We start from the raw sequence: 19,787 nt of genomic DNA on the forward strand, positions 1-19,787 counted from the left end.
CGAATGTGGGTCTGGTCTCAGCCTATCCGCTTCATTAGCCGTTCCAACCTGGCACGGCCATCCGAACCGAGAGGGCATGCTCGACCAGGTTGATCAGCGCGCTCTTGACCGAGTCCTTGGAGCGGGCGTCCAGGCGGATGAGCGGGATGTGCGGGGCGAGGGTGAGAGCGTCGCGGACTTCGGTGTCGCTGTGCTGGTATTCGCCGTCCCAGCCGTTCAGACCCACCACGAAGGGCAGCTGCGCCTCTTCGAAGTAGTCGATCGCCGGGAAGCTGTCGGCCAGCCGGCGGGTGTCGACCAGGACCACCGCGCCGATCGCACCCCGGACCAGGTCGTCCCACATGAACCAGAACCGGTGCTGCCCCGGCGTGCCGAACAGATACAGGATCAGATCCCGGTCCAGCGACACCCGGCCGAAGTCCATCGCCACGGTCGTCGTCGACTTCAGCGGCGTCATCCCGAGGTCGTCGATCCCGGCCGAGGCGTCCGTCATCACCGCCTCGGTCGTCAGCGGCATGATCTCCGACACCGCGCCGACGAACGTCGTCTTGCCAACTCCGAAGCCACCGGCCACCACGATTTTGGTCGAGGTGAGCCCGGGACTAGAGCCTGCGTAGTCCACTGAGCACCCTTTCGAGCAGGTTGACATCTGGCCTTCCAGCGTCCAGCTGCGGCTGGTGCACGCGGACCAGGCCTTCCGCCGCCATGTCGGCGATGAGCACGCGCGCCACACCGAGCGGCATCCGCAGCAGCGCCGACACCTCGGCGACCGAGCGGACCTGCCGGCAGAGCTGGCTGATCGCCTGGTATTCCGGCGTGATGTGCGAGAACTCCCGGTGCTCGGCCGTGGCCGAGGAGACCAGCGCCTCCATGGCCAGCTTCACGCGCGGCGCCGTCCGTCCGCCGGTCACGGCGTACGGGCGCACCGGCGAGGCCGGGTCCGCGGCACGCGGGGGTGTGGGTTCCCAACCGCCGCTGTTCCAGCCGCCACTGTTCCATCTGGGATCTGTCACTCACATCACCTGGTCTGGCTGGCACGCAGCTCCGCGCGCACCGCCGGAGTGAGTACCTGACCGGCACGGTCCACCATCAGGGTCATCTGGTAGGCCACCAGGCCCATGTCGCAGTCCGGCGCGGCGAGTACGGCCAGGCAGGAGCCGTCGCTGACCGACATGATCAGCATCAGCCCGAACTGCATCTCCACGATCGTCTGGTTGACCACGCCGCCTTCGAACACCCGGGCGGCGCCCTGGGTGAGGCTCACGAGGCCGGAAGCGATCGCGGCCAGTTGGTCGGCCCGGTCGGGCGGGAAGCCCGACGAGGCCGCGAGCGGCAGGCCGTCAGAAGAGACGACGACGGCGTGGGCGACGCCTGGCACCGAGCCGACGAAGTCGGTGATCAACCAGTCGACGCCGCGAGCCGCGTGGCTCAGGTCGTTCATGCGCCCTCCTCCCTGTTCTCGTGGTTCCGCTGACCAGGTGGTTGTGCCCGGCCCCCGCTGATATCGTCACGCGCTGCCCGGAAGCCCTGCTGGAAGCTGGACAGGCGGCTGCGCACCCGGTCCGGTGAGACCGTGGGCATCGGGGCGACTCCCTTGGGGGCCGACGCGGTGTCGGCCGAGCCCGGCACGAGGTTGGCCTTGGGCACCCGCTTGGGCAGCCCGGAGGCCGTCGCGCCGTCGCGCGCCGGCTCGGCCGCGGCCTGGGCCGCGCTCCAGCCGGCGTCGGACGTGGCCGAGCCCCAGGTGGAGCCGGTCCCGCCCTGGTCGAACCAGGCCGACTCCACCGCGGCGAAGATCGGCAGGAACTCGTCGCCGGCCGCCGGGACCGCGGGGATGGGGCCGGTCGCCGCCGACTCGGTCTCCGGGAAGTCGTACTTCGGCCGCTGCGAAGCGGCCTTCGGCCGGTCGTCGAAGGCGCGGCCGGGGAGCGGGTCGGTGGGGCGCTTGGGCAGCGGGTTGCTCTCGCTGGACCAGGAGCCGGGGACTCGCGAGGGGATCCAGACGTCGTCGGTGTCGAACCCGCCGCTGCTGCTGCGCGGGTTGGACGGCCAGGCGTCGCCTGCCGACGGCCATTGGGCTCCCGAGGGCCAGGAGGCGCTCGGGTCGCCGTTGGACGGGTAGGACGGGTGTCCCGGACCCATCTGGTAGCCGCCGCCCTGCCACTGAGGCGCGGCCGCGGCCGCGGAGGGGGCGAAGGCGTCCGCCCGGCTCCGGTCCATGGAGGCCGGGTTGTCGTAGGTGGGGGTCTGCGTGCCGAGCAGGCTCTCCGGCACCAGGACCATCGCGGTGAGCCCGCCGCCGCCCTGCGGGCGGAGCTGGACGCGGATGCCGTGCCGGTGCGCCAGCCTGGCGACCACGAACAGGCCCATCCGGCGCGACACCGACACGTCCACCGCGGGCGCGTCGGTGAGCCGCTCGTTGGCCTGGACCAGTTCTTCCTGGGTCATGCCGATGCCGGAGTCGGTGATCGAGAGCATCACGCCGCCGCCGTCGATCCGGCTGCCCGACATGGTCACCCGGGTCTCCCTCGGGGAGAACGACAGCGCGTTCTCCACCAGCTCGGCCAGCAGGTGGATGATGTCGTTGACGGCCTGGCCCGCCACGGAGACGCCGTCGGGGACCTGCAGCAGCACGCGCTCGTAGTTCTCGACCTCCGACAGGGAGGCGCGGGCCACGTCGACCATCTTGACCGGCTGGCTCCAGCGGCGCGGCGGGTCCTGGCCCGCGAGAACCAGCAGGTTCTCGCTGTTACGCCGCATGCGGGTGGCCAGGTGGTCGAGTTTGAACAGGTTCGCCAGCCGGTGCTCGTCCTGCTCGCCCTGCTCCAGCCCGTCGATCAGGGTGATCTGCCGCTCGACCAGCGTCTGGCTGCGCCTGGACAGGTTCACGAACATCGCGTTGACGTTGGCCCGCAGGCGTGACTCCTCGCCCGCCAGGCGGACCGCCTCGCGGTGCACCTCGTCGAAGGCGCGCGCCACTTCTCCGATCTCGTCCTGCGACACCACGCCGATGGGCTCGACTTCGGGCTGTTCGGTCGATTCCGACTCGCGCAGCTTGCGCACGGTTTCCGGCAGGCGCTGCCCGGCGATCTGCAGGGCCTCGCCGCGCAGCCTGCGCAGCGGGCGGACGAGCGACCTGGCCATGATGATGGTCACGGCGAGCACCACGAGCAGGAGCGCCACGATGGCGATCGCGACGATCAGCGCGGTGCGCTGCTCGGCCGCCTGCAGGGCGCTGCTGCGCAGCACGATGGTGTCGGCCATCTGGGCCTCGACCTTGCGCATGCGGTCCAGGGTGTCGGTCATCGAGTCGAACCAGAGGCTGCCGTTGCGCGGGCCGAGCGCCTTGTCGACCAGGAGGTCGCCGTCGGCGGTCAGCACGAGCGCGCGTGACCTGATGCCCTCCGCGCGGTCGACTTCCTGGCCGCTGACGTTGTCCTCGTAGAACTGGCGCTGCGCGATGGTCGCGTGAGCCCGGAAGGTGGTCAGCTCGCTCGATCGCTGGGCGCGAGCCGCCAGGAAGTCGTCGAGCAGCGCGGCGTCGAGCCGCCTGTTCGCCAGGCCGGCCATGAGGATGGCGCGCTCCGCCGAGGCACGCTCCTTGGCCCGGGTGAGAGCGGCGAACGCGGAGACGGCGTCGGCGAGTTCCTCGTCGACGGCTCCGCGGTCGATGTCGTCGTTGAAGGCCATCAGGTCGCGGATGACCTGCTCGTAGAGGCGGATGACGGTACGGGTGTCCAGCTGGGTTCCGGTGGCCACCTTGCGGGCGTTCGGCAGCTCGTCGAGCCGGTTGCGGATCTGTACCGCCTCGGCGCGTTCGGCGCTGTCGGAGGTGGCGAGTTCCTCGATGCCGCCGCGTACGGCCTGCACGGCCTTGTCGACGACCGCGTACTGCGTCTCGACCTTGCCGAGGCCGCTGGCCCTGCGTCCCTGCGCGACGTGGGTCGCGGTCAGGTCACGTTCCAGTTCCACTTCCTGCCCGAGCTCGGCCAGCTGGCCGGCGAGCACCGCGATCTCATTGACGCGCTGATACTCGATGGCGCTGCTCATCGAGGCGGTGACCCTGGTCCCGCCGAGGATCAGGGCGGCGACGGTGGGGATGACGATGAGGGCGAGCAGTTTCGAGCGCACACGCCAGTTGCGCAGGGCGGTCCTCGGGGGCCGCTTGACCCTGTGGTCGTTCCTCGGGGGACGTCCTTGGCCCGGCTGGCGTGGCACCGAGGGGGTGCCCGAGGGGCTCGCAGTCTCAGTGCCGGGCGCACGGCTCCCGCGGGTAGATGCAGTCCTCACCGACTTGTGCAACCTCTCCTCGGACAATCTGACGCGCGCGGATCACATCAGGCCTGTTTGGCGTGACGCCGAAACCCCCATGGGGCGAGTGCTTATTTGAGCACACCCACATTAAATCGGCCAATACCTCAAGCGTCACAATATTCACACTAAACCCCATAACCTCTCAAACCGGACTGGTTTAACCTTTAATTGCGCAGGTGGGAGGCCATGTCAGATCGATAATCTTGCGCACTACGCAAAACAGACAAACAGCTCAATACATCACATCTAGGCTTCTATCGGGAATCCCTCATCCGCGCAGGGTTTACCGGATTCCGGTTGATCTACTCCGTTACTCTGACTCGCAACTCGCCCGTCTTCCTCCTGTCTGACCCGATACGGAATCGGTCAGACGGATCTCTGGAGAGAGCTCAAATGACGCTTCCCCCGTCCGGCGCTGGGGCGTTCCCATGCGCCTGACCGTCCATCGCGCACTGGAGAGCCAGATAGTCTGCGGCGCCATCGGAGTCGCGGGCCTGCTGTGCATAGCAGAGGCGGCCGGCAGGTCCGGTCTCATCTCGACGGTCCAGTTCCCGCTCGCCTCGACGGTCCTGGCGAACGCGGCCGAGCTGGCCACGGACGCGGAGTTCCTTGCCGACGTGGGGGCCACCTTCCTCGGCTGGGCGCTCGGCCTGCTGGTCACCGTGCTGGTGGCCGTACCGGCCGGGCTGGTGCTCGGCAGCGTGCCCGCGATCGAGAGGGCACTGCGGCCGCTGATCGAGTTTCTGCGCCCCATCCCGTCCGTGGCGCTGATCCCGCTGGCCGGCTTCATCTTCTCCGACCGGCTCGACATGAAGATCGCGATGATCGTGTACGCCTCGACGTGGCCGATCCTGATCAACACGATCTACGGCCTCAGAGACGTCGACCCGCTGGCCAAGGAGACGCTGAGGACCTTCGGGTTCGGCCACCTGTCGGTGCTGTGGCGGGTCTCCCTGCCCAGCGCGGCCCCCTTCATCGCGACCGGGATCCGGGTGTCCGCGACGATCGCCCTCATCCTGGCGATCAGCACCGAGCTGATCGGCGGCGGCTCCGACGGCATCGGAACCTTCATCATCCTGGCGGAGAGCAGCCCGGACGGCCTCACCCTGACCATCGCCGCCACCGTCTGGGCAGGCGTGCTCGGCCTGCTGACGAACGCCGCGTTCGTGTGGGGGGAGCGCCGCATCTTCCACTGGCACTCGACCCGGGTAGGAGCAGCACAGTGATCAGCAAGTTCGCCGCATACCTGCTGCGGCTGTGGGTCGTACCGGTCGTGCTGATCGTGTGGGAGGTGGCGACCCGGGCGATGGAGCATCCGTTCTTCCCGCCGCCGTCGACGATCGTGCTGCGGATGCGGGAGCTGTGGTTCACCGGCCCGCCCACCCAGCTGTGGTTCAACGACACGGCGCTGGGCAACTTCCCGCACAGCCTGGGCAGGTTGCTCGGCGGCTGGGTGGTGGCCGGCCTGATCGGCGTGACGCTCGGGATCATGCTCGGGCGCTCCCCGCTGCTCTTCCGGTTCATCGACCCGCTCATCCAGTTCGGCCGGGCTCTGCCGCCGCCCGCCCTGCTCCCCCTGTTCCTGGCGCTGTTCTCGGTCGGCACCCAGATGCAGGTCGCGACGATCACCTTCGGCATCATCTGGCCGGTGCTCTTCAACGCGGCCGACGGAGCCCGCAACGTCGAGCCATTGCACCTGGAGACGTCCCGCGCCTTCAAGCTGTCGGGCAGGCAGCGACTGTTCGAGATCATCCTGCCGTCCGCCGCTCCGAAGATCTTCGCCGGGCTGCGGCTCAGCCTCTCACTGGCGCTGATCCTCATGGTGATCGCGGAGTTTTTCAGCACCGAGGGCATCGGCTTCCAGTTGCGGGCCACGCAGCGCGCGTTCGATCTGCCGGGCGTCTGGGGCTCCATCATCCTGCTCGGCATTCTGGGATATCTGCTCAACCAGGCGTTCCTGGTCCTGGAGCGGCGGGCGCTGAGCTGGCACAGCTCGTCGAAGGGGACCGCCTGACATGCGAAACCAGGCGTCCCGCAAGGTAATGAGCGTTCCGATAATGGAACACTCTGCCAAATACCCCCAAAATCCCCTGTATATCACCTATTCGGCACCACACCTCCTATACGGGACATTTCGCTAGATGTCGTGACACTTCACGATTTGACGATGAGTCCACAAGTCCTGTTGCGCTAGGCTCTCTCTCCTCAAGATCACGCCTGCGTGCGTATCAATTGCGTCTTCCCCCTGGAGCGTTCATGTCCGGTCTCCGGCGCCGCCTTCGAATTTCCGCTCTCTTACTCACTGCCACCGCAATGCTCGCCTCCGGCTGCGGTGGAGGCAGCGATTCAGGAACTACCGCACAGGCAGGTGGGCCAGAAAAGACCGACATCATCGTCGGCATGCTGCCCCTGCCCGAGGTCGCCCCCATCCAGATCGGCATCGACAAGGGCTTCTTCAAGGCCGAGGGTCTCAACGTCAAGATCGAGACGATCCAGGGCGGCGGGGCCGCGATGTCCGACCTGCTCAGCGAGAAGCTGAGCGTGCTCCACAGCAACTACGTCTCCGCCCTGCTCGCCGCCTCCAGCGGCACCGCCAAGCTCAAGATCGTCGGCGAGGCCTACGCGGCCAAGCCCGCCAACTTCATGCTCATGGTGAAGAAGGGCTCGACCATCACCAAGGTGTCCGACCTCAAGGGCAAGAAGGTCGGCGTCAACACCCTCAACAACATCGCCACCCTTTCGGTGAGCGCCCTGCTGAAGACGAACGGCCTGACGCCCGAGGACGTCCAGTTCCTGGAGCGCCCGTTCCCCGACCTGCCCGGAGCCCTCGACGCCGGCCAGGTGGACGCCGCCTTCCTGCCCGAGCCCTTCTATCAGGTGGCCGCCAGCAAGAACGGCGCCGTCGTCCTGTCGGACATGTTCACCGGGCCCACCGCCGACTTCCCGATCGCGGGTTACCTCACGACCGAGAAGTTCTCACAGGAGAACCCGAAGACCGTGGCCGCCTTCCAGCGGGCCCTGACCAAGGCCATCGAGCTGGCCATCTCCAACTCCGCCGAGGTCGACACGGCCCTGACGAAGTACACGAAGATCGACAAGGCCACGGCCGACCTCATGCAGCTCGGCGGCTACTCCACCTCGGTCAACGGCACGCGACTGCAGCGAGTGGCGGACCTGATGCTCGAGTTCGGCTACATCAAGGAGAAGTTCGAGGTCGCCCCGCTGATCATCGGGGAAAAGGCCTCGTAGCGATCGAGCGCTGACACTGGAACGAGAAGTCCGGGTCCGGCCCGTCGAGGGCCGGGCACGCGGGAGGGGGGAGCGCCTGGCCAGGCGCTCCCCCCTTTTCCATGACAGGCGGAGTCCGCCGGAGGAGAGCAGATGCGAGTAATGATCATCGGCGGTGGCATCGGGGGGCTGACGACCGCGCTCAGCCTGCACGCCGCGGGTCTCGACTGCGAAGTGGTGGAGGGCGCCGCCGAGCTGTTACCGCTCGGCGTCGGAATCAATCTGCAGCCGCACGCCGTACGCGAGCTGACCGAGCTCGGTCTGGACGGCGAGCTGGCCGCGACCGGTGTGGAGACCACCTTCATGACCTTCACCGACCGGTTCGGCGGCGAGATCCTCGCGCTGCCGCGCGGCCGGTCGGCAGGTTATCGGTGGCCGCAGTACTCCATCCACCGCGGCGAGCTGCAGATGATCCTGCTCGACGCGGTACGCGAGCGCGTCGGGCCGGTACGGCTGGCCACCCGCTTCGAGGGGTACGAGCAGGACGGCGACGGAGTCACGGTCACGTTGCGCGACGCCGGATCGGGCGAGGTCACGCGCGAACGGGTGGACGTGCTGATCGGCGCTGACGGCGTGCTGTCGTCGGTCCGTGCCCGCCTGCACCCCGACGACGATCCGCTGCTGTGGACCGGGATCCGGATGTGGCGCGGAGTGGCCGTCTGGGACAAGGTCCTGGACGGCTCGACCGTGCTGGCCTCCGGCACGAACTCGACGGCCAAGTTCGTCTCCTACCACATCTCCGTCGCCGAGCCCCGGTGGGTCAACTGGGTGGCCGAGGTCAAGGTGGCCGAGCCCGGCGTGGTCGGCGAGGCCAACTGGTCGCGCCCCGGGCGACTGGAGGACGTGGCCCCGCACTTCGCGGACTGGGACTACCAGCACTTCCACATTCCCTCGCTGATTGCCGCCTCCGAGCGGATCCTCGAATACCCGATGGTCGACCGGGACCCGCTGCCCTTCTGGGGCGAGGGCAGGGTGACCCTGCTCGGCGACGCCGCCCACCCGATGTACCCGATCGGCTCCAACGGCGGCTCGCAGGCGATCCTGGACGCCCGGGTGCTGGCCCGCCACCTGGCGACCGTGTCCGACCCGGCCGAGGCGCTGGCCGGTTACGAGGCCGAGCGCAGGCCCGTCACCTCCGAGCTGGTGCTCGCGCACCGCACCCTGCCGGTCGAGAAGACCACCCTGCTGGTGGCCGAGCGGGCCCCGCACGGGTTCGACGACATCGCGGACGTGCTCGGCGAGCAGGAGCTGGCGGCCATGGCCGACGCGCAGCACGCGATCACCGACTCGGACGTGCGCGCGCTCAACGAGCGGCCGTCATGGAGCGTGCGCTGAGACCGCTCAGCCGCTCCAGCCCGGCACCGCGGTGCGCACCGTGAGCGCGTGCTCCACCAGGTGGATCAGCGCGCTCTTCACCGACTCCTTCGACCGGGCGTCCAGGCGGATCAGCGGGATGTGCGCGGCCAGCGACAGCGCGTCGCGCACCTCGCTGTCGCTGTGCGCGTACTTCCCGTCCCAGCCGTTGACCCCGACCACGAACGGCAGCTGCGCCTCTTCGAAGTAGTCGATCGCCGGGAAGCTGTCGGCCAGGCGGCGGGTGTCGACCAGCACCACCGCGCCGATGGCGCCGCGCACCAGGTCGTCCCACATGAACCAGAACCGGTGCTGGCCCGGCGTGCCGAACAGATAGAGGATCAGGTCGCGGTCCAGCGACACCCGGCCGAAGTCCATCGCCACGGTCGTCGTCGACTTCAGCGGCGTCATGCCGAGGTCGTCGATCCCGGCCGAGGCGTCCGTCATCACCGCCTCGGTCGTCAGCGGCATGATCTCCGACACCGCGCCGACGAACGTCGTCTTGCCGACGCCGAACCCGCCGGCCACCACGATCTTCGTCGAGGTCAGCCCCGGACTAGAGCCTGCGTAGTCCACTGAGCACCCTTTCCAGCAAGTTGACATCCGGCCTGCCGGCGTCCAGCGCGGGCTGGTGCACCCGCACCAGCCCCTCCGCCGCCATGTCCGCGATCAACACCCGAACCACACCCAACGGAATCCGCAGCAGCGCCGACACCTCGGCCACCGAGCGGACCTGCCGGCAGAGCTGGGAGATCGCCTGGTATTCCGGCGTGATGTGCGAGAACTCCCGGTGCTCGGCCGTGGCCGAGGAGACCAGCGCCTCCATGGCCAGCTTCACGCGCGGCGCCGTCCGCCCTCCGGTCACCGCGTACGGCCGCACCGGCGAGGCCGGATCAGCCTGCAACCGCGGCTGGGACTCGGGCTCCCAACCGCCGCTGTTCCACCGTGGATCCGTCACCACATCACCTGGTCTGGCTCGCACGCAGTTCCGCACGGACCGCCGGCGTCAACACCTGACCGGCTCGATCCACCATGAGTGTCATCTGATACGCCACCAACCCCATATCACAGTCTGGGGCCGCCAAAACCGCCAAACACGAACCATCTGAAATCGACATGATGAGCATCAGACCTCGCTGCATTTCCACGATCGTCTGATTGACCACACCCCCCTCGAACACCCGCGCCGCCCCCTGGGTCAGCGACACCAGCCCGGAGGCGATGGCCGCCAGCTGGTCCGCCCGGTCCGCCGGGAACCCCGACGAGGCGGCCAGCGGCAGCCCGTCGGACGACACCACCACCGCGTGTGCCACCCCGGGCACCGTGCTGACGAAGTCGGTGATCAGCCAGTCCACACCACGCGCGGCATGGCTCAGCTCGTTCATGCGCCCTCCTCCGGCTCGTCTACGCCGTCCACGGCGCGCATCGGCCCGCCGAATCCGGATCCGCCGGCCCGCCCGCCGTTGATGTCCTCGCGTGCGGCGCGGAAGCCCTGCTGGAAGTTCGACAGCCGTGATCGGACCCGATCGGGCGACACCGACGGCATCGGCGTGACGCCGCGCGGCGCGGACGCCGTCTCGGCCGAGCCGGGCACCAGGTTCGCCTTCGGCACCCGCTTGGGCAGCCCGGCGGCCGTCGCCCCGTCGCGCACCGGCTCCACCGCCGCCTTCGCCGCCGACCAGCCCTCATCCGCCTTCGTCGAGCTCCAGGTGGCGCTGCTGCCGCCGCGTTCGAACCAGGCGGACTCGACCGCGGCGAAGATCGGCAGGTAGTCGTCTCCCGGAGGCTTGGCGACCGGACCGGAACCGGGCGCGGCCGGCTCGATCTCGGGGAAGTCGTACTTCGGCCGCTGCGGCGGGTCGATGCGCTCGCCGTGGGCCCAGCCCGGTCGCTGCTGCTCGGGCGCGGGACGCCTGGGCAGCTGGCTGCCGTTCCAGCCGGGTCCCCGAGGGGGCATCCAGACATCGGCGGAGTCGTAGCCACCGCCGATGACGCGCGGGTCGGTGGGCCGGCCGTCGCCGTGCTGGTCGGCGGGCCAGCCTCCGCCGCTGTCCGCCGGCCAGCCGCCACCGCCGCCGCTTCCGTTCGGCGGCCAGGGCGGCGCGGGCCAGCCCGGCCCCTCGGGGTTGGACGGGTAGGACGGATGCCCCGGGCCCATCTGATAGGCGCCCGTCTGCCACTCCAGCATGGGGGGCGCCGACTGCGGTCCCACGTACGGCTCCTCGCGGGGGCCGCTGGAGGCGCCCGCGAGAGCCGGCGAATGGGCGAGCAGCGACTCGGGAATGAGCACCATGGCGGTCAGCCCGCCCGAGCCGTGCGGGCGCAGCTGCACCCTGATGCCGTGCCGGTGCGCCAGCCTGGCGACCACGAACAGGCCCATCCGGCGCGACACCGACACGTCCACGCTCGGCGAGTCGGTGAGCCGCTCGTTGGCCTGGGTGAGCTCCTCCAGGGTCATGCCGATGCCGGAGTCGGTGATCGACAGCATCACGCCGCCGCCGTCGATCCGGCTGCCCGACAGCGTGACCCGGGTCTCGCGGGGTGAGAACGACAGCGCGTTCTCCACGACCTCGGCCAGCAGGTGGATGATGTCGTTGACCGCCTGCCCGGCGATCGAGACGCCGTCGGGCACCTGCAGCACCACGCGCTCGTAGTTCTCCACCTCCGACAGGGAGGCACGCGCCACGTCGACGAGCTTGACCGGCTGGCTCCAGCGGCGCGGCGGATCCTGACCGGCCAGCACCAGCAGGTTCTCGCTGTTACGCCGCATGCGGGTGGCCAGGTGGTCGAGCTTGAACAGGTTGCCGAGCCGCTGCTCGTCCTGCTCGCCCTGCTCCAGCCCGTCGATCAGGGTGATCTGCCGCTCGACCAGCGTCTGGCTGCGCCGCGACAGGTTCACGAACATCGCGTTGACATTGCTGCGCAGCCGCGACTCCTCGCCCGCCAGGCGGACCGCCTCGCGGTGCACCTCGTCGAAGGCCCGCGCCACTTCGCCGATCTCGTCGTGAGTGGTGACGCCGATCGGCACCACCGGGCCGGCCACGCCGTCGGCGCTCTCCCGCAGTTGCCTGACGGTCTGCGGCAGGCGCTGGCCCGCGACCTCCAGCGCCTCGCGGCGCAGCTTGCGCAGCGGCCTGATCAGCGAGCGGGCGATGAGCGCGATGATGGCGAGCACCACGACCAGCAGGATGAGGATGAGCACGCCGGAGAACAGCGCGGAGCTGTTGGCGCCGTCCTCCAAGGCGCGGGCGCGCAGGATGACGGAGGAGGACAGGGTCTTCTCCACGTTGCGCAGGGCGTCGATCTTCCCCGTGCTGACGTCGAACCAGGTGGCCACGTCCCTGGTCGGCTTGACGCCGATGCTCAGCGGCTTGCTCTCCGACGACTGCGCGATGGCCCTCAGGCGGAACAGGTCGGTCTGGTCGACGTCGCGCCCGACGACGCTGTTGCGGTAGAGCTCGAGCTGTTCCTGGGTGGCGAGGGTGCCGAAGAGGGTCTCCTCGCTCTCCTCGCGGGCCTTGGCGGCGGTGAGCGCGTCGAGCTCGCCGGCGTCGAACCCCTTCTTGTCCAGAGCGCTGGCCAGGATGCCACGCTGCTTGGACGCCTGCTCCTTGGCCCTGGCGATGGCCGCCATCGAGCCCGCGCTGTCGGAGACCACGTCGTCCACGGCCACCTGGCCCACCTGGTCGTGGAACTGCACCAGGGCGGCGATGATCTGCGAGTACTTCTGGATCATCGGGAGTGGCTGGATCTTGCCCTTGACGGCGGTGTCGCGCAGGGTCGAGACCTCCTGCAGGCGCCGCAGCACCGGGCGCACGGCGGCCGGATGCGTGTCCTGGATCACCGCGGCGCGCTGCTTGGCCTCCGCGATGAGGTCGTCGACCTGGTCGTAGGTGCCGCGGAGCTGCGGCTCGCGGGCCGGCGGCCGGTTCTGGGCGATGTAGAGGGCGGTCTCGTCGCGTTCGAAGGACAGCTCGTGGCTGACGGCACCGAGCGACTCGCTGAACTCGGCGACCTCGCGCAGGGTCTGGTAGGTCCGCGCGTCGCTGAGTGAGGTGATCACATTCAAGCTACCCAGTGCCACGGCGACAGCCGTGGGGACGACGATCAGCGCGACAAGGCGCGATCGCACATGCCAGTTGCCCAGCCTGAATCGCCTCGGCGCAGGCTTGGGCATCCGGCGCTTCTGGTGGCCGTGCGGCTCGTGGTCAGCGGAAGCTCCAGCGCTCTGCGTAGTCACTGCCTTCGCAACCTCTCGCCCCTCAGGGGGAATCTCGATCACCATGCTTGCTCATTGCATGTGGGGCTCTGTGTACTATCGAGATGAGGGCCATTTGAGCATACGGCGACGACCAGGGCCAAACACTAGGAATGCCGTACTGGGGCATATATCCTTCTTTGTCCCATAAATGTAACAAGATCGGTCTAGCCGTCGTTGAATGGTGAAATAGACGGCCCGTCGTAGCCCGCATGAGCCGATCTTCGACTCGCCCCACTGGCATCCGGATACCCAGGCGCCACCTCCTCCCACCGAGGGCACGGCTGGAACGAACCGCGCCAAAATAGGCGAAAGCACGAAGACTGTTTACTGGTCGGGTCAATCCTTACGATATAGCGCCAAACTGGCGATGCAACCACAAGTGTTATTTTCGCGATGATGGCGCATCATGTGGTGCTACCGTCAGGTCCTGTTGTACGTCTCGTACACAGCCTCCTGAGTAACACCCACCCCAATTCCCCCTCCAGGCTCCACCTCATCTTGTGAAGGGAGTCCCCGACATGAGGCTTGGCCGTCCCGCCAGGGCCGTCATCATCGGGTTTGCCCTGGCGCTGGGAGTCACCGCATGCAGCGGCGACCCCAACTCAGCCAGTCCGCCACCGACCGCCGCCGCCGACAACGGCGGTCTGGAGAAGACCGAACTGAAGATCGCCGCCCTGCCGGCCATCGACAGTGCCGCGATGTTCGTCGCCATCGACCAGAAGCTCTTCGAGAAGGAAGGCCTCAAAGTCACGCCGGAGATCGTCCAGGCGGCGCCCGAGGCCATTCCGATGATGCTCAACGGCGAGATCGACGCCATGTTCGGCAATTACGTGTCGATGTTCCAGGCCCACGACCAGGGCGCGCTGAAGCTGCGCATCCTGGCCGAAGGATCGCGCGCCGCTCCGGACTCGCTGAGTATCATGGCTTTGCCTGACTCGCCAATCAGGTCTCCGAAAGACCTCGAAGGCAAGACGATCAATGTGAACGTCTTGCACAATTTTCAGGAACTTGCGCTCACCCAGGTCCTGAAAGCCAACAACGTCGATCCGGCAAAGATCAAATATGTCGCGGTGACGTTCCAGAACATCATGCCCGCGTGGCAAAAGGGTCAGCTCGATGCCGCCTATTTGGGCGAGCCGATGGTAACGGCGGCGACGTCCTCGATGGGCGCCAGAAAGATTCTCGATCCCGCCTCCGGCCCCGCTGCCGAATTCCCCATCTCGGGATACGTCAGCACGCAGGAGTGGTACGACAAGTACCCCAAGACGGCGGCGGCGTTCCAGCGCGCGCTCCACAACGCGGCCAAGATGATGGAGAGCAACCGCGGCATGGTGGTCGACGTGCTGCCGAACTTCACGCAGATCGACAAGGCCACCGCGGCGACCGTGACGTTCCCGTTCTTCTCCAGCTCCGACAACCCGGTGCGGCTGCAGCGCGTGGCCGACTGGATGCTGGAAGCCAAATGGCTCACCAAGGAGATCGACGTCAAGTCGTTGATGTCCCCCACCACCTCCGGGTGAGCACCCGCGCCCGCACCCTTGACCGCTCGTCCCGGACCACCGCACGGTGGTCGCGCCGGGCGGTCGGGGTGATCGTCTTCGCCGCGCTGTTCGAGGCTCTCGGGCGGGCCGGGCTCGTCGACGGGGGCTTCCTGCCACCCGCTTCGGAGGTCCTCCTGCGGGCCGGGGAGCTGGTCCTCGATCCGGCCTTCCGCACCCACGCGGCCACCAGCCTGCTGGCCTGGGCCATCGGGCTCGCCGTCGCGGCACTGATCGCGGTGCCCCTCGGGCTGCTGCTCGGCAGCGTCCCGGTGATCGACTCCGCGACGCGGGCCATCGTGGAGTTCCTGCGTCCCATCCCGTCCGTCGCCCTCATCCCGCTGGTGGCCCTGGTCATCGGCACCGGCCTGCAACTGCGCGTCACCCTCGTGATCTACGCCTCGCTCTGGCCCATCCTCTACAACACCATGTACGGCCTGCGCGGCGTCGATCCGGTCGCCAAGGAGTCGCTGCGCTCCTACGGCTTCCGCGGGCCGTCGGTGCTGTGGTGGGTCTCCCTGCCCTCGGCCGCGCCGTTCATCATGACCGGTTTCAGGCTGGCGACAGGAGTGGCGCTGATCCTCACGGTGAGCACCGAGATCGTGGCAGGCCGGGGCCAGGGCATCGGGGTGTTCATCTTCTTCGCGGGGATCGCGGTCCCGGCGCGGATGGCCGACATCCTGGCCGGGGTCGTCTGGGTGGGACTGTTCGGGGTGGTGGTGAACTCGCTGCTGGTCGCGGCCGAGCGCCGGCTCTTCACCTGGCAGCACGCCAGGCTCGGCAGCCCCGCCGGGGCACCGCTCGCCGCGGGAGCCGGGCGGTGACCGCGCTCATGGGCCGGCTGGCCCGGGCTCTCGCCTCCCGCTGGCTGCTGCTGGTCGTCCTCGTGGCGGTGTGGGAGTGGGGCACGCGGACCGCCGGCAGCCCGTTCTTCCCGCCGCCGTCCACCATCGTGACCCGGATGCACGCGATGTGGTTCTCCGGCCCGCCCGGCAGACTGTTCCTCACCGACCTGGCCGTCCAGAACGTCCTGCCGAGCCTGGGGCGGATGGCGGGCGGCCTGGCCGGCGGGGCGGTCATCGGCGTCGCCCTCGGGCTGGCGCTGGGTCTTTCCGCCAGGGCGTACGACTACCTCGACGGCGTCCTTCAGTTCCTGCGAGCGATCCCGCCCCCGGCGCTGGTCACCGTCTTCCTGGTGGTGTTCGGGTTCGGCCTGCGGATGCAGCTGGCCTTCATCGTCTTCAGCATCCTGTGGCCGGTCCTGCTCAACACCGCCGACGGCGCCCGCTCGGTCGAGCCGCTGCACCTGAACACGGGACAGGTCTTCCGGCTGTCGCGCGCGGAGCGGGTCCTGCTGATCGTCCTGCCCTCAGCACTGCCCAAGATCTTCGCCGGGCTGCGCCTGGCCCTGTCGCTGTCGCTGATCGTCACGGTCTTCTCCGAGCTGCTGCCCGGGACCACCGACGGCATCGGATTCCAGCTCACCGTCGCCTACTCGACGTTCAACCTGCCGGCGATGTGGGCCGGGATCCTTTTGCTCGGCATCCTCGGCTATCTGCTCAACGAGCTGTTCCTGCTCGTCGAGCGCCGCGTGCTGGCCTGGCACCACAGCGCCCAGCACGTGGAGGCGTGAGGGGCGCTCACAGCCCCTCGGCGACCCACCGGCTGAAGGGCGGGGCGTAGGGAGAGGTGTCGACTCCCCAGGACGAGATCCAGGTGGGCATGATCGCCAGCCAGACCGGCTCGAACCTGGGGTTCAGCCGCTCGCCGCCCTCGGCGTGGATCCTGCCGACCCCGTGGATGGCGACGCCGCGCGGGCCGTCCTCGGTGAAGTCGTCCACCACGAGCGCGACCTGGTCGTTGTCCTGGACGTTGTGCCGGTAGCGGCGGGGGCGGCCGCCCTCTGCCAGCAGGAAGGAGCCGATGCCGATCACGTTGCGCTCGACCCCGAGGTGGATGCGCACGGGGACGACGTGCGGCGCCCCGGCGGCCGTGGCCGTCGCCAGCCTGGCCAGGTCGTGTGTGCGCAGATAAGCGAGCTCCGCCTCACTGAACCCATCCATAAGGCACCTCAGACTACCTACGCGCGAGATCGTTACATAGTCATGGCCCCGCCCAGGCTCATCCGGGCGCGGCCGCCACGACGGACTTGACGTCGATGGGCTCGCTCACATAGCCGTAGCGGAGCATGAGATCGGCCACGCGCTGCAGCCTGGCCGGGTCGAGCTTGGTCGGGAAGCCGCCGAGCGCGATCGCCGACGCGGTGGCGGGGTCGATCCGGGTGTAGGACGGCAGCACCGCCTCCACCTCCTCGCGGTCGCCGGCGGCGAGCCGCTGGCCCTTGTCGAGGGCGCGCCGGAAGGCCGCCAGAGTCCGCGGGTTGTCCCGCACCCATTCGTCCATGGCGATCCACCCGCCGATGGGCAGGTCCGCCAGCTTGCCCGTCATGGTGTCGGCGATCACCCGGAAGCCCTGCCAGCGCACGGCCAGCGTGAGGAAGGGCTCGGTCATCCAGGCGGCGTCCCCTCCTCCGGAGATCAGGGTGCTGGTCATGTCGGGGAACGGCGTCGCGACGAACTTCACGTCGGCCGGGGTCAGGCCCGCGCCGGCCAGGGTCTCGGTGACGCTCAGCGTGCCGATGTTGCTCAGGGTGTTGACCAGGATCGTCTTGCCCTTCAACCCGGCGACGCCGGTGATCGGCGAGTTCTTGGGGACGACGATGTCGAAGACGTTCGGCCTGGCGTGGTAGAGATCCGCGACGATCTTGATCGGCACTCCCTTGCTCGCCGCCAGCAGGGCGGAGACGTAGTTCGACAGCGAGACGTCCAGCGCGCCGCTCTCCAACTGCGGCAACGCCGCCGCGCCGCCCTGGATCGTCACAGGCTGGACCGTGAGGCCCTCCTGTTCGAAGAAGCCATTGGCCAGGGCGACATACAGGGGCGCGGAATCGGGAATCGGCAGCACGCCGACTTTGACGGTGGTCCGCTCCAGGTGCTGCCCGTCCCGATGCCCGGGACCGTCACCGCAGGCGGCCAGCGCGAGTGCCACGGCAATGCCGATGACAGCTACGTGACCTGCGAATATGCGTGTCATCGAATGGCTCCAGCGCGATCGGCGATGACAGCAGTGAAACCTGCTCACGGCCGATCCAGGCGTAATGAACCGTAGGCATGTGCAACTAATGACGGCTTCGATAGAGTCACCGTGTTATCTCTGGACTCGCCCCTAGGAATTCGCTTGCTTGAGATAGAAAACCTCACGCACATTTATGGCGGCGGTGGGCCGAACGAGCACCGCGCCATCGACGGCCTCGATCTGAAGGTGGCCGAGGGCGAGCTGCTGTGCATCGTCGGGCCATCCGGATGCGGGAAGTCCACGTTGCTGCGCTCCATCGCCGGGCTGATCACTCCTACGAGCGGGCAGATCAAGGTCGACGGCGTGCTGGTGAAGCAGACGCCCGACAATCTGGCCGTGGTGTTCCAGGACTACAGCCGCTCGTTGTTCCCCTGGATGTCGGTGGCGGACAACGTCGCGCTGCCGCTGCGCCGCAAGGGCCTGGACAGGCGGGGCCGGCGTCAGGCCGCGCAAGAGGCGCTGGAGTCGGTGGGACTGGCCGAGGCCGGCCGCAAGTATCCCTTCCAACTGTCCGGCGGCATGCAGCAGCGGGTGGCGATCGCCCGCGCGCTGGCCTACCGGCCGACACTGATGCTCATGGACGAGCCGTTCGGCTCGGTCGACGCGCAGACGCGCGAGGATCTGGAGGACCTCGTGCTCGAGGTGCGCCGGCTCCACCAGATGACGATCGTGCTCATCACGCACGACATCGACGAGAGCGTCTACGTCGGCGACCGCGTCGTGGTGCTGTCCAAGGCGCCCGCACACGTGGTCGGGGATCTGAACGTGCACCTGCCCGCGCCGCGCGACCAGATCAGCAGCCGCGAGCACCCGGACTTCGTCCACCTGAGGGCCGAGGTGGGCCGCCTGGTGCGCGGGCACACCGTCGCGCGCTAGGGCCCGACCGCCTCAGCGGTGCCCCCACGGCACCGCTGAGGCGCTCAGGTCAGGCGGGGGCGTGCGTGTGGCGGGTCAGCGCGTGCTCCACCAGCGTGATCAGCGTGGTCTTGACCGAGTCTCTGGAACGGGCGTCCAGCCGCACGACGGGGGTGTGCGCGCCCAGCGACAGCGCCTCGCGCACTTCCTCCTCCGCGTGGGCGAACTGCCCGTCCCAGCCGTTGATGCCGATGACGAACGGCAGCTTGGCCTCTTCGAAGTAGTCGATCGCCGGGAAGCTGTCGGCCAGCCGGCGCGTGTCGACCAGCACCACCGCGCCGATCGCACCCCGGACCAGGTCGTCCCACATGAACCAGAACCGGTGCTGCCCCGGCGTGCCGAACAGATACAGGATCAGATCCCGGTCCAGCGACACCCGCCCGAAGTCCATCGCCACGGTCGTGGTCGTCTTGTTCGGCGTGAGCGAGACGTCGTCGACCCCCGCCGAGGCATCGGTCATCACCGCCTCCGTGGTCAGCGGCAAGATTTCGGACACCGCTCCCACGAACGTCGTCTTGCCAACGCCGAACCCGCCGGCCACGACGATCTTCGTCGAGGTCAGGCCGGCGCTAGAGCCTGCGAAGTCCACTGAGCACCCTTTCGAGCAAGTTGAGGTCCGGCTTTCCCGCGTCCAGCGCAGGCTGGTGCACGCGGATCAGGCCTTCCGACGCCATGTCGGCGATCAGCACCCGGACCACCCCGAGAGGCTGGCGTAAGAGGGCGGAGATCTCAGCAACCGACCGGACGTTCCGGGTCAGCTGAATGATCGCCTGATACTCCGGACTTAGTAGTGAAATGTCTTGGTATTCGGACGTCACGGAGGACACCAGCGCCTCCATGGCGAACTTCATCCGCGGCGCGGTTCGCCCCCCGGTCACGGCGTAGGGCCGCACCAGGGAGCTGGATTTCGGCGGACGGGAAGCCGACGGATGCGGCGGAGTGCTATCACCAGCCCAACCCTGACCTGACACCATGATCTCCTG

General features: G+C 68.5%; 20 protein-coding genes. 8 read left to right on the top strand and 12 right to left on the bottom strand.

Annotated elements, in window-relative coordinates:
• Positions 1-34: 34 nt before the first annotated feature.
• The 4 genes from V5E28_RS18825 to V5E28_RS18840 all read right to left on the bottom strand — a co-directional run bounded on the left by V5E28_RS18825 (position 35) and on the right by V5E28_RS18840 (position 4,131).
• Positions 35-649 (bottom strand): GTP-binding protein, encoded by a 615-nt coding sequence (locus V5E28_RS18825; protein WP_336208242.1) that lies wholly within the window; start codon positions 647-649, stop codon positions 35-37.
• Entirely contained in the window at positions 603-926 is a 324-nt protein-coding gene (locus V5E28_RS18830) for a DUF742 domain-containing protein (protein ID WP_336208463.1), read from the bottom strand. Before V5E28_RS18830 ends, V5E28_RS18825 begins: the two co-directional genes overlap by 47 nt.
• A gap of 92 nt (positions 927-1,018) precedes the next feature.
• Positions 1,019-1,441, bottom strand: coding sequence for a roadblock/LC7 domain-containing protein (locus V5E28_RS18835; RefSeq protein WP_336208243.1), 423 nt, complete (start codon positions 1,439-1,441; stop codon positions 1,019-1,021).
• Positions 1,438-4,131: a sensor histidine kinase gene (locus V5E28_RS18840; protein ID WP_336208244.1), complete on the bottom strand. Its 2,694-nt coding sequence runs from the start codon at positions 4,129-4,131 to the stop codon at positions 1,438-1,440. Before V5E28_RS18840 ends, V5E28_RS18835 begins: the two co-directional genes overlap by 4 nt.
• A gap of 611 nt (positions 4,132-4,742) precedes the next feature.
• On the opposite strand from V5E28_RS18840, the gene V5E28_RS18845 reads away from it, so the two are divergent.
• The 4 genes from V5E28_RS18845 to V5E28_RS18860 all read left to right on the top strand — a co-directional run bounded on the left by V5E28_RS18845 (position 4,743) and on the right by V5E28_RS18860 (position 8,937).
• Positions 4,743-5,540, top strand: a complete 798-nt coding sequence (locus V5E28_RS18845; RefSeq protein WP_336208245.1) for an ABC transporter permease — start codon at positions 4,743-4,745, stop codon at positions 5,538-5,540.
• The gene (locus V5E28_RS18850; protein ID WP_336208246.1) at positions 5,537-6,328 is read left to right on the top strand and encodes an ABC transporter permease; all 792 of its coding nucleotides are present in this window, start codon (positions 5,537-5,539) and stop codon (positions 6,326-6,328) included. The genes V5E28_RS18845 and V5E28_RS18850 overlap by 4 nt, the downstream gene beginning before the upstream one ends.
• 299 nt (positions 6,329-6,627) lie before the next feature.
• Entirely contained in the window at positions 6,628-7,563 is a 936-nt protein-coding gene (locus V5E28_RS18855) for an ABC transporter substrate-binding protein (protein WP_336208247.1), read from the top strand.
• Positions 7,564-7,695: 132 nt separating this feature from the next.
• Complete coding sequence (locus tag V5E28_RS18860) at positions 7,696-8,937, top strand: flavin-dependent oxidoreductase (RefSeq protein ID WP_336208248.1); 1,242 nt, start codon at positions 7,696-7,698, stop codon at positions 8,935-8,937.
• Between the two features lie 6 nt (positions 8,938-8,943).
• Here V5E28_RS18860 and V5E28_RS18865 read toward each other — a convergent pair whose 3' ends face one another.
• Genes V5E28_RS18865 through V5E28_RS18880 form a run of 4 tightly spaced genes read right to left on the bottom strand, consistent with a single transcriptional unit; the run spans position 8,944 to position 13,087 of the window.
• The gene (locus tag V5E28_RS18865; RefSeq protein ID WP_336208464.1) at positions 8,944-9,504 is read right to left on the bottom strand and encodes a GTP-binding protein; all 561 of its coding nucleotides are present in this window, start codon (positions 9,502-9,504) and stop codon (positions 8,944-8,946) included.
• Positions 9,505-9,511: 7 nt separating this feature from the next.
• Positions 9,512-9,859 (bottom strand): DUF742 domain-containing protein, encoded by a 348-nt coding sequence (locus V5E28_RS18870; protein ID WP_336208465.1) that lies wholly within the window; start codon positions 9,857-9,859, stop codon positions 9,512-9,514.
• 58 nt (positions 9,860-9,917) lie between these two features.
• On the bottom strand, positions 9,918-10,340 hold the full coding sequence (locus tag V5E28_RS18875; protein WP_336208249.1) for a roadblock/LC7 domain-containing protein: 423 nt from the start codon (positions 10,338-10,340) through the stop codon (positions 9,918-9,920).
• The gene (locus tag V5E28_RS18880) at positions 10,337-13,087 is read right to left on the bottom strand and encodes a sensor histidine kinase (protein ID WP_336208250.1); all 2,751 of its coding nucleotides are present in this window, start codon (positions 13,085-13,087) and stop codon (positions 10,337-10,339) included. Before V5E28_RS18880 ends, V5E28_RS18875 begins: the two co-directional genes overlap by 4 nt.
• 647 nt (positions 13,088-13,734) lie before the next feature.
• Here V5E28_RS18880 and V5E28_RS18885 point away from each other — a divergent pair.
• From V5E28_RS18885 to V5E28_RS18895, 3 genes are read left to right on the top strand one after another with little or no spacing between them, the layout of a single operon-like run.
• Positions 13,735-14,736: an ABC transporter substrate-binding protein gene (locus V5E28_RS18885; RefSeq protein WP_336208251.1), complete on the top strand. Its 1,002-nt coding sequence runs from the start codon at positions 13,735-13,737 to the stop codon at positions 14,734-14,736.
• The gene (locus V5E28_RS18890) at positions 14,733-15,578 is read left to right on the top strand and encodes an ABC transporter permease (protein ID WP_336208252.1); all 846 of its coding nucleotides are present in this window, start codon (positions 14,733-14,735) and stop codon (positions 15,576-15,578) included. Before V5E28_RS18885 ends, V5E28_RS18890 begins: the two co-directional genes overlap by 4 nt.
• On the top strand, positions 15,575-16,387 hold the full coding sequence (locus V5E28_RS18895) for an ABC transporter permease (protein ID WP_336208253.1): 813 nt from the start codon (positions 15,575-15,577) through the stop codon (positions 16,385-16,387). Before V5E28_RS18890 ends, V5E28_RS18895 begins: the two co-directional genes overlap by 4 nt.
• Positions 16,388-16,394: 7 nt before the next feature.
• Here V5E28_RS18895 and V5E28_RS18900 read toward each other — a convergent pair whose 3' ends face one another.
• Both V5E28_RS18900 and V5E28_RS18905 read right to left on the bottom strand, forming a co-directional pair.
• The gene (locus tag V5E28_RS18900) at positions 16,395-16,817 is read right to left on the bottom strand and encodes a pyridoxamine 5'-phosphate oxidase family protein (RefSeq protein WP_336208254.1); all 423 of its coding nucleotides are present in this window, start codon (positions 16,815-16,817) and stop codon (positions 16,395-16,397) included.
• A gap of 58 nt (positions 16,818-16,875) precedes the next feature.
• The gene (locus tag V5E28_RS18905) at positions 16,876-17,847 is read right to left on the bottom strand and encodes an ABC transporter substrate-binding protein (RefSeq protein WP_336208255.1); all 972 of its coding nucleotides are present in this window, start codon (positions 17,845-17,847) and stop codon (positions 16,876-16,878) included.
• Positions 17,848-17,991: 144 nt separating this feature from the next.
• On the opposite strand from V5E28_RS18905, the gene V5E28_RS18910 reads away from it, so the two are divergent.
• Positions 17,992-18,765 carry an ABC transporter ATP-binding protein gene (locus V5E28_RS18910; RefSeq protein ID WP_336208256.1) on the top strand — a complete coding sequence of 258 codons (774 nt, stop codon included), beginning with the start codon at positions 17,992-17,994 and terminating at the stop codon, positions 18,763-18,765.
• A 49-nt stretch (positions 18,766-18,814) separates the two neighbouring features.
• On the opposite strand, the gene V5E28_RS18915 is transcribed toward V5E28_RS18910, so the two are convergent.
• The gene (locus tag V5E28_RS18915; RefSeq protein WP_336208257.1) at positions 18,815-19,393 is read right to left on the bottom strand and encodes a GTP-binding protein; all 579 of its coding nucleotides are present in this window, start codon (positions 19,391-19,393) and stop codon (positions 18,815-18,817) included.
• Entirely contained in the window at positions 19,374-19,778 is a 405-nt protein-coding gene (locus tag V5E28_RS18920; protein ID WP_336208258.1) for a DUF742 domain-containing protein, read from the bottom strand. The genes V5E28_RS18915 and V5E28_RS18920 overlap by 20 nt, the downstream gene beginning before the upstream one ends.
• Positions 19,779-19,787: the final 9 nt, after the last annotated feature.

Origin of the sequence: Nonomuraea sp. LPB2021202275-12-8 (assembly GCF_037044575.1) — a bacterium.
Classification (GTDB): domain Bacteria; phylum Actinomycetota; class Actinomycetes; order Streptosporangiales; family Streptosporangiaceae; genus Nonomuraea.

Coding starts and splice junctions, on each gene's coding strand:
- V5E28_RS18900 (WP_336208254.1), bottom strand. CDS start 16,817: ATGGATGGGTTCAGTGAGGCGGAGCTCGCTTATCTGCGCACACACGAC.
- V5E28_RS18860 (WP_336208248.1), top strand. CDS start 7,696: ATGCGAGTAATGATCATCGGCGGTGGCATCGGGGGGCTGACGACCGCG.
- V5E28_RS18920 (WP_336208258.1), bottom strand. CDS start 19,778: ATGGTGTCAGGTCAGGGTTGGGCTGGTGATAGCACTCCGCCGCATCCG.
- V5E28_RS18825 (WP_336208242.1), bottom strand. CDS start 649: ATGTCAACCTGCTCGAAAGGGTGCTCAGTGGACTACGCAGGCTCTAGT.
- V5E28_RS18845 (WP_336208245.1), top strand. CDS start 4,743: ATGCGCCTGACCGTCCATCGCGCACTGGAGAGCCAGATAGTCTGCGGC.
- V5E28_RS18855 (WP_336208247.1), top strand. CDS start 6,628: ATGCTCGCCTCCGGCTGCGGTGGAGGCAGCGATTCAGGAACTACCGCA.
- V5E28_RS18885 (WP_336208251.1), top strand. CDS start 13,735: ATGAGGCTTGGCCGTCCCGCCAGGGCCGTCATCATCGGGTTTGCCCTG.
- V5E28_RS18835 (WP_336208243.1), bottom strand. CDS start 1,441: ATGAACGACCTGAGCCACGCGGCTCGCGGCGTCGACTGGTTGATCACC.
- V5E28_RS18905 (WP_336208255.1), bottom strand. CDS start 17,847: ATGACACGCATATTCGCAGGTCACGTAGCTGTCATCGGCATTGCCGTG.
- V5E28_RS18875 (WP_336208249.1), bottom strand. CDS start 10,340: ATGAACGAGCTGAGCCATGCCGCGCGTGGTGTGGACTGGCTGATCACC.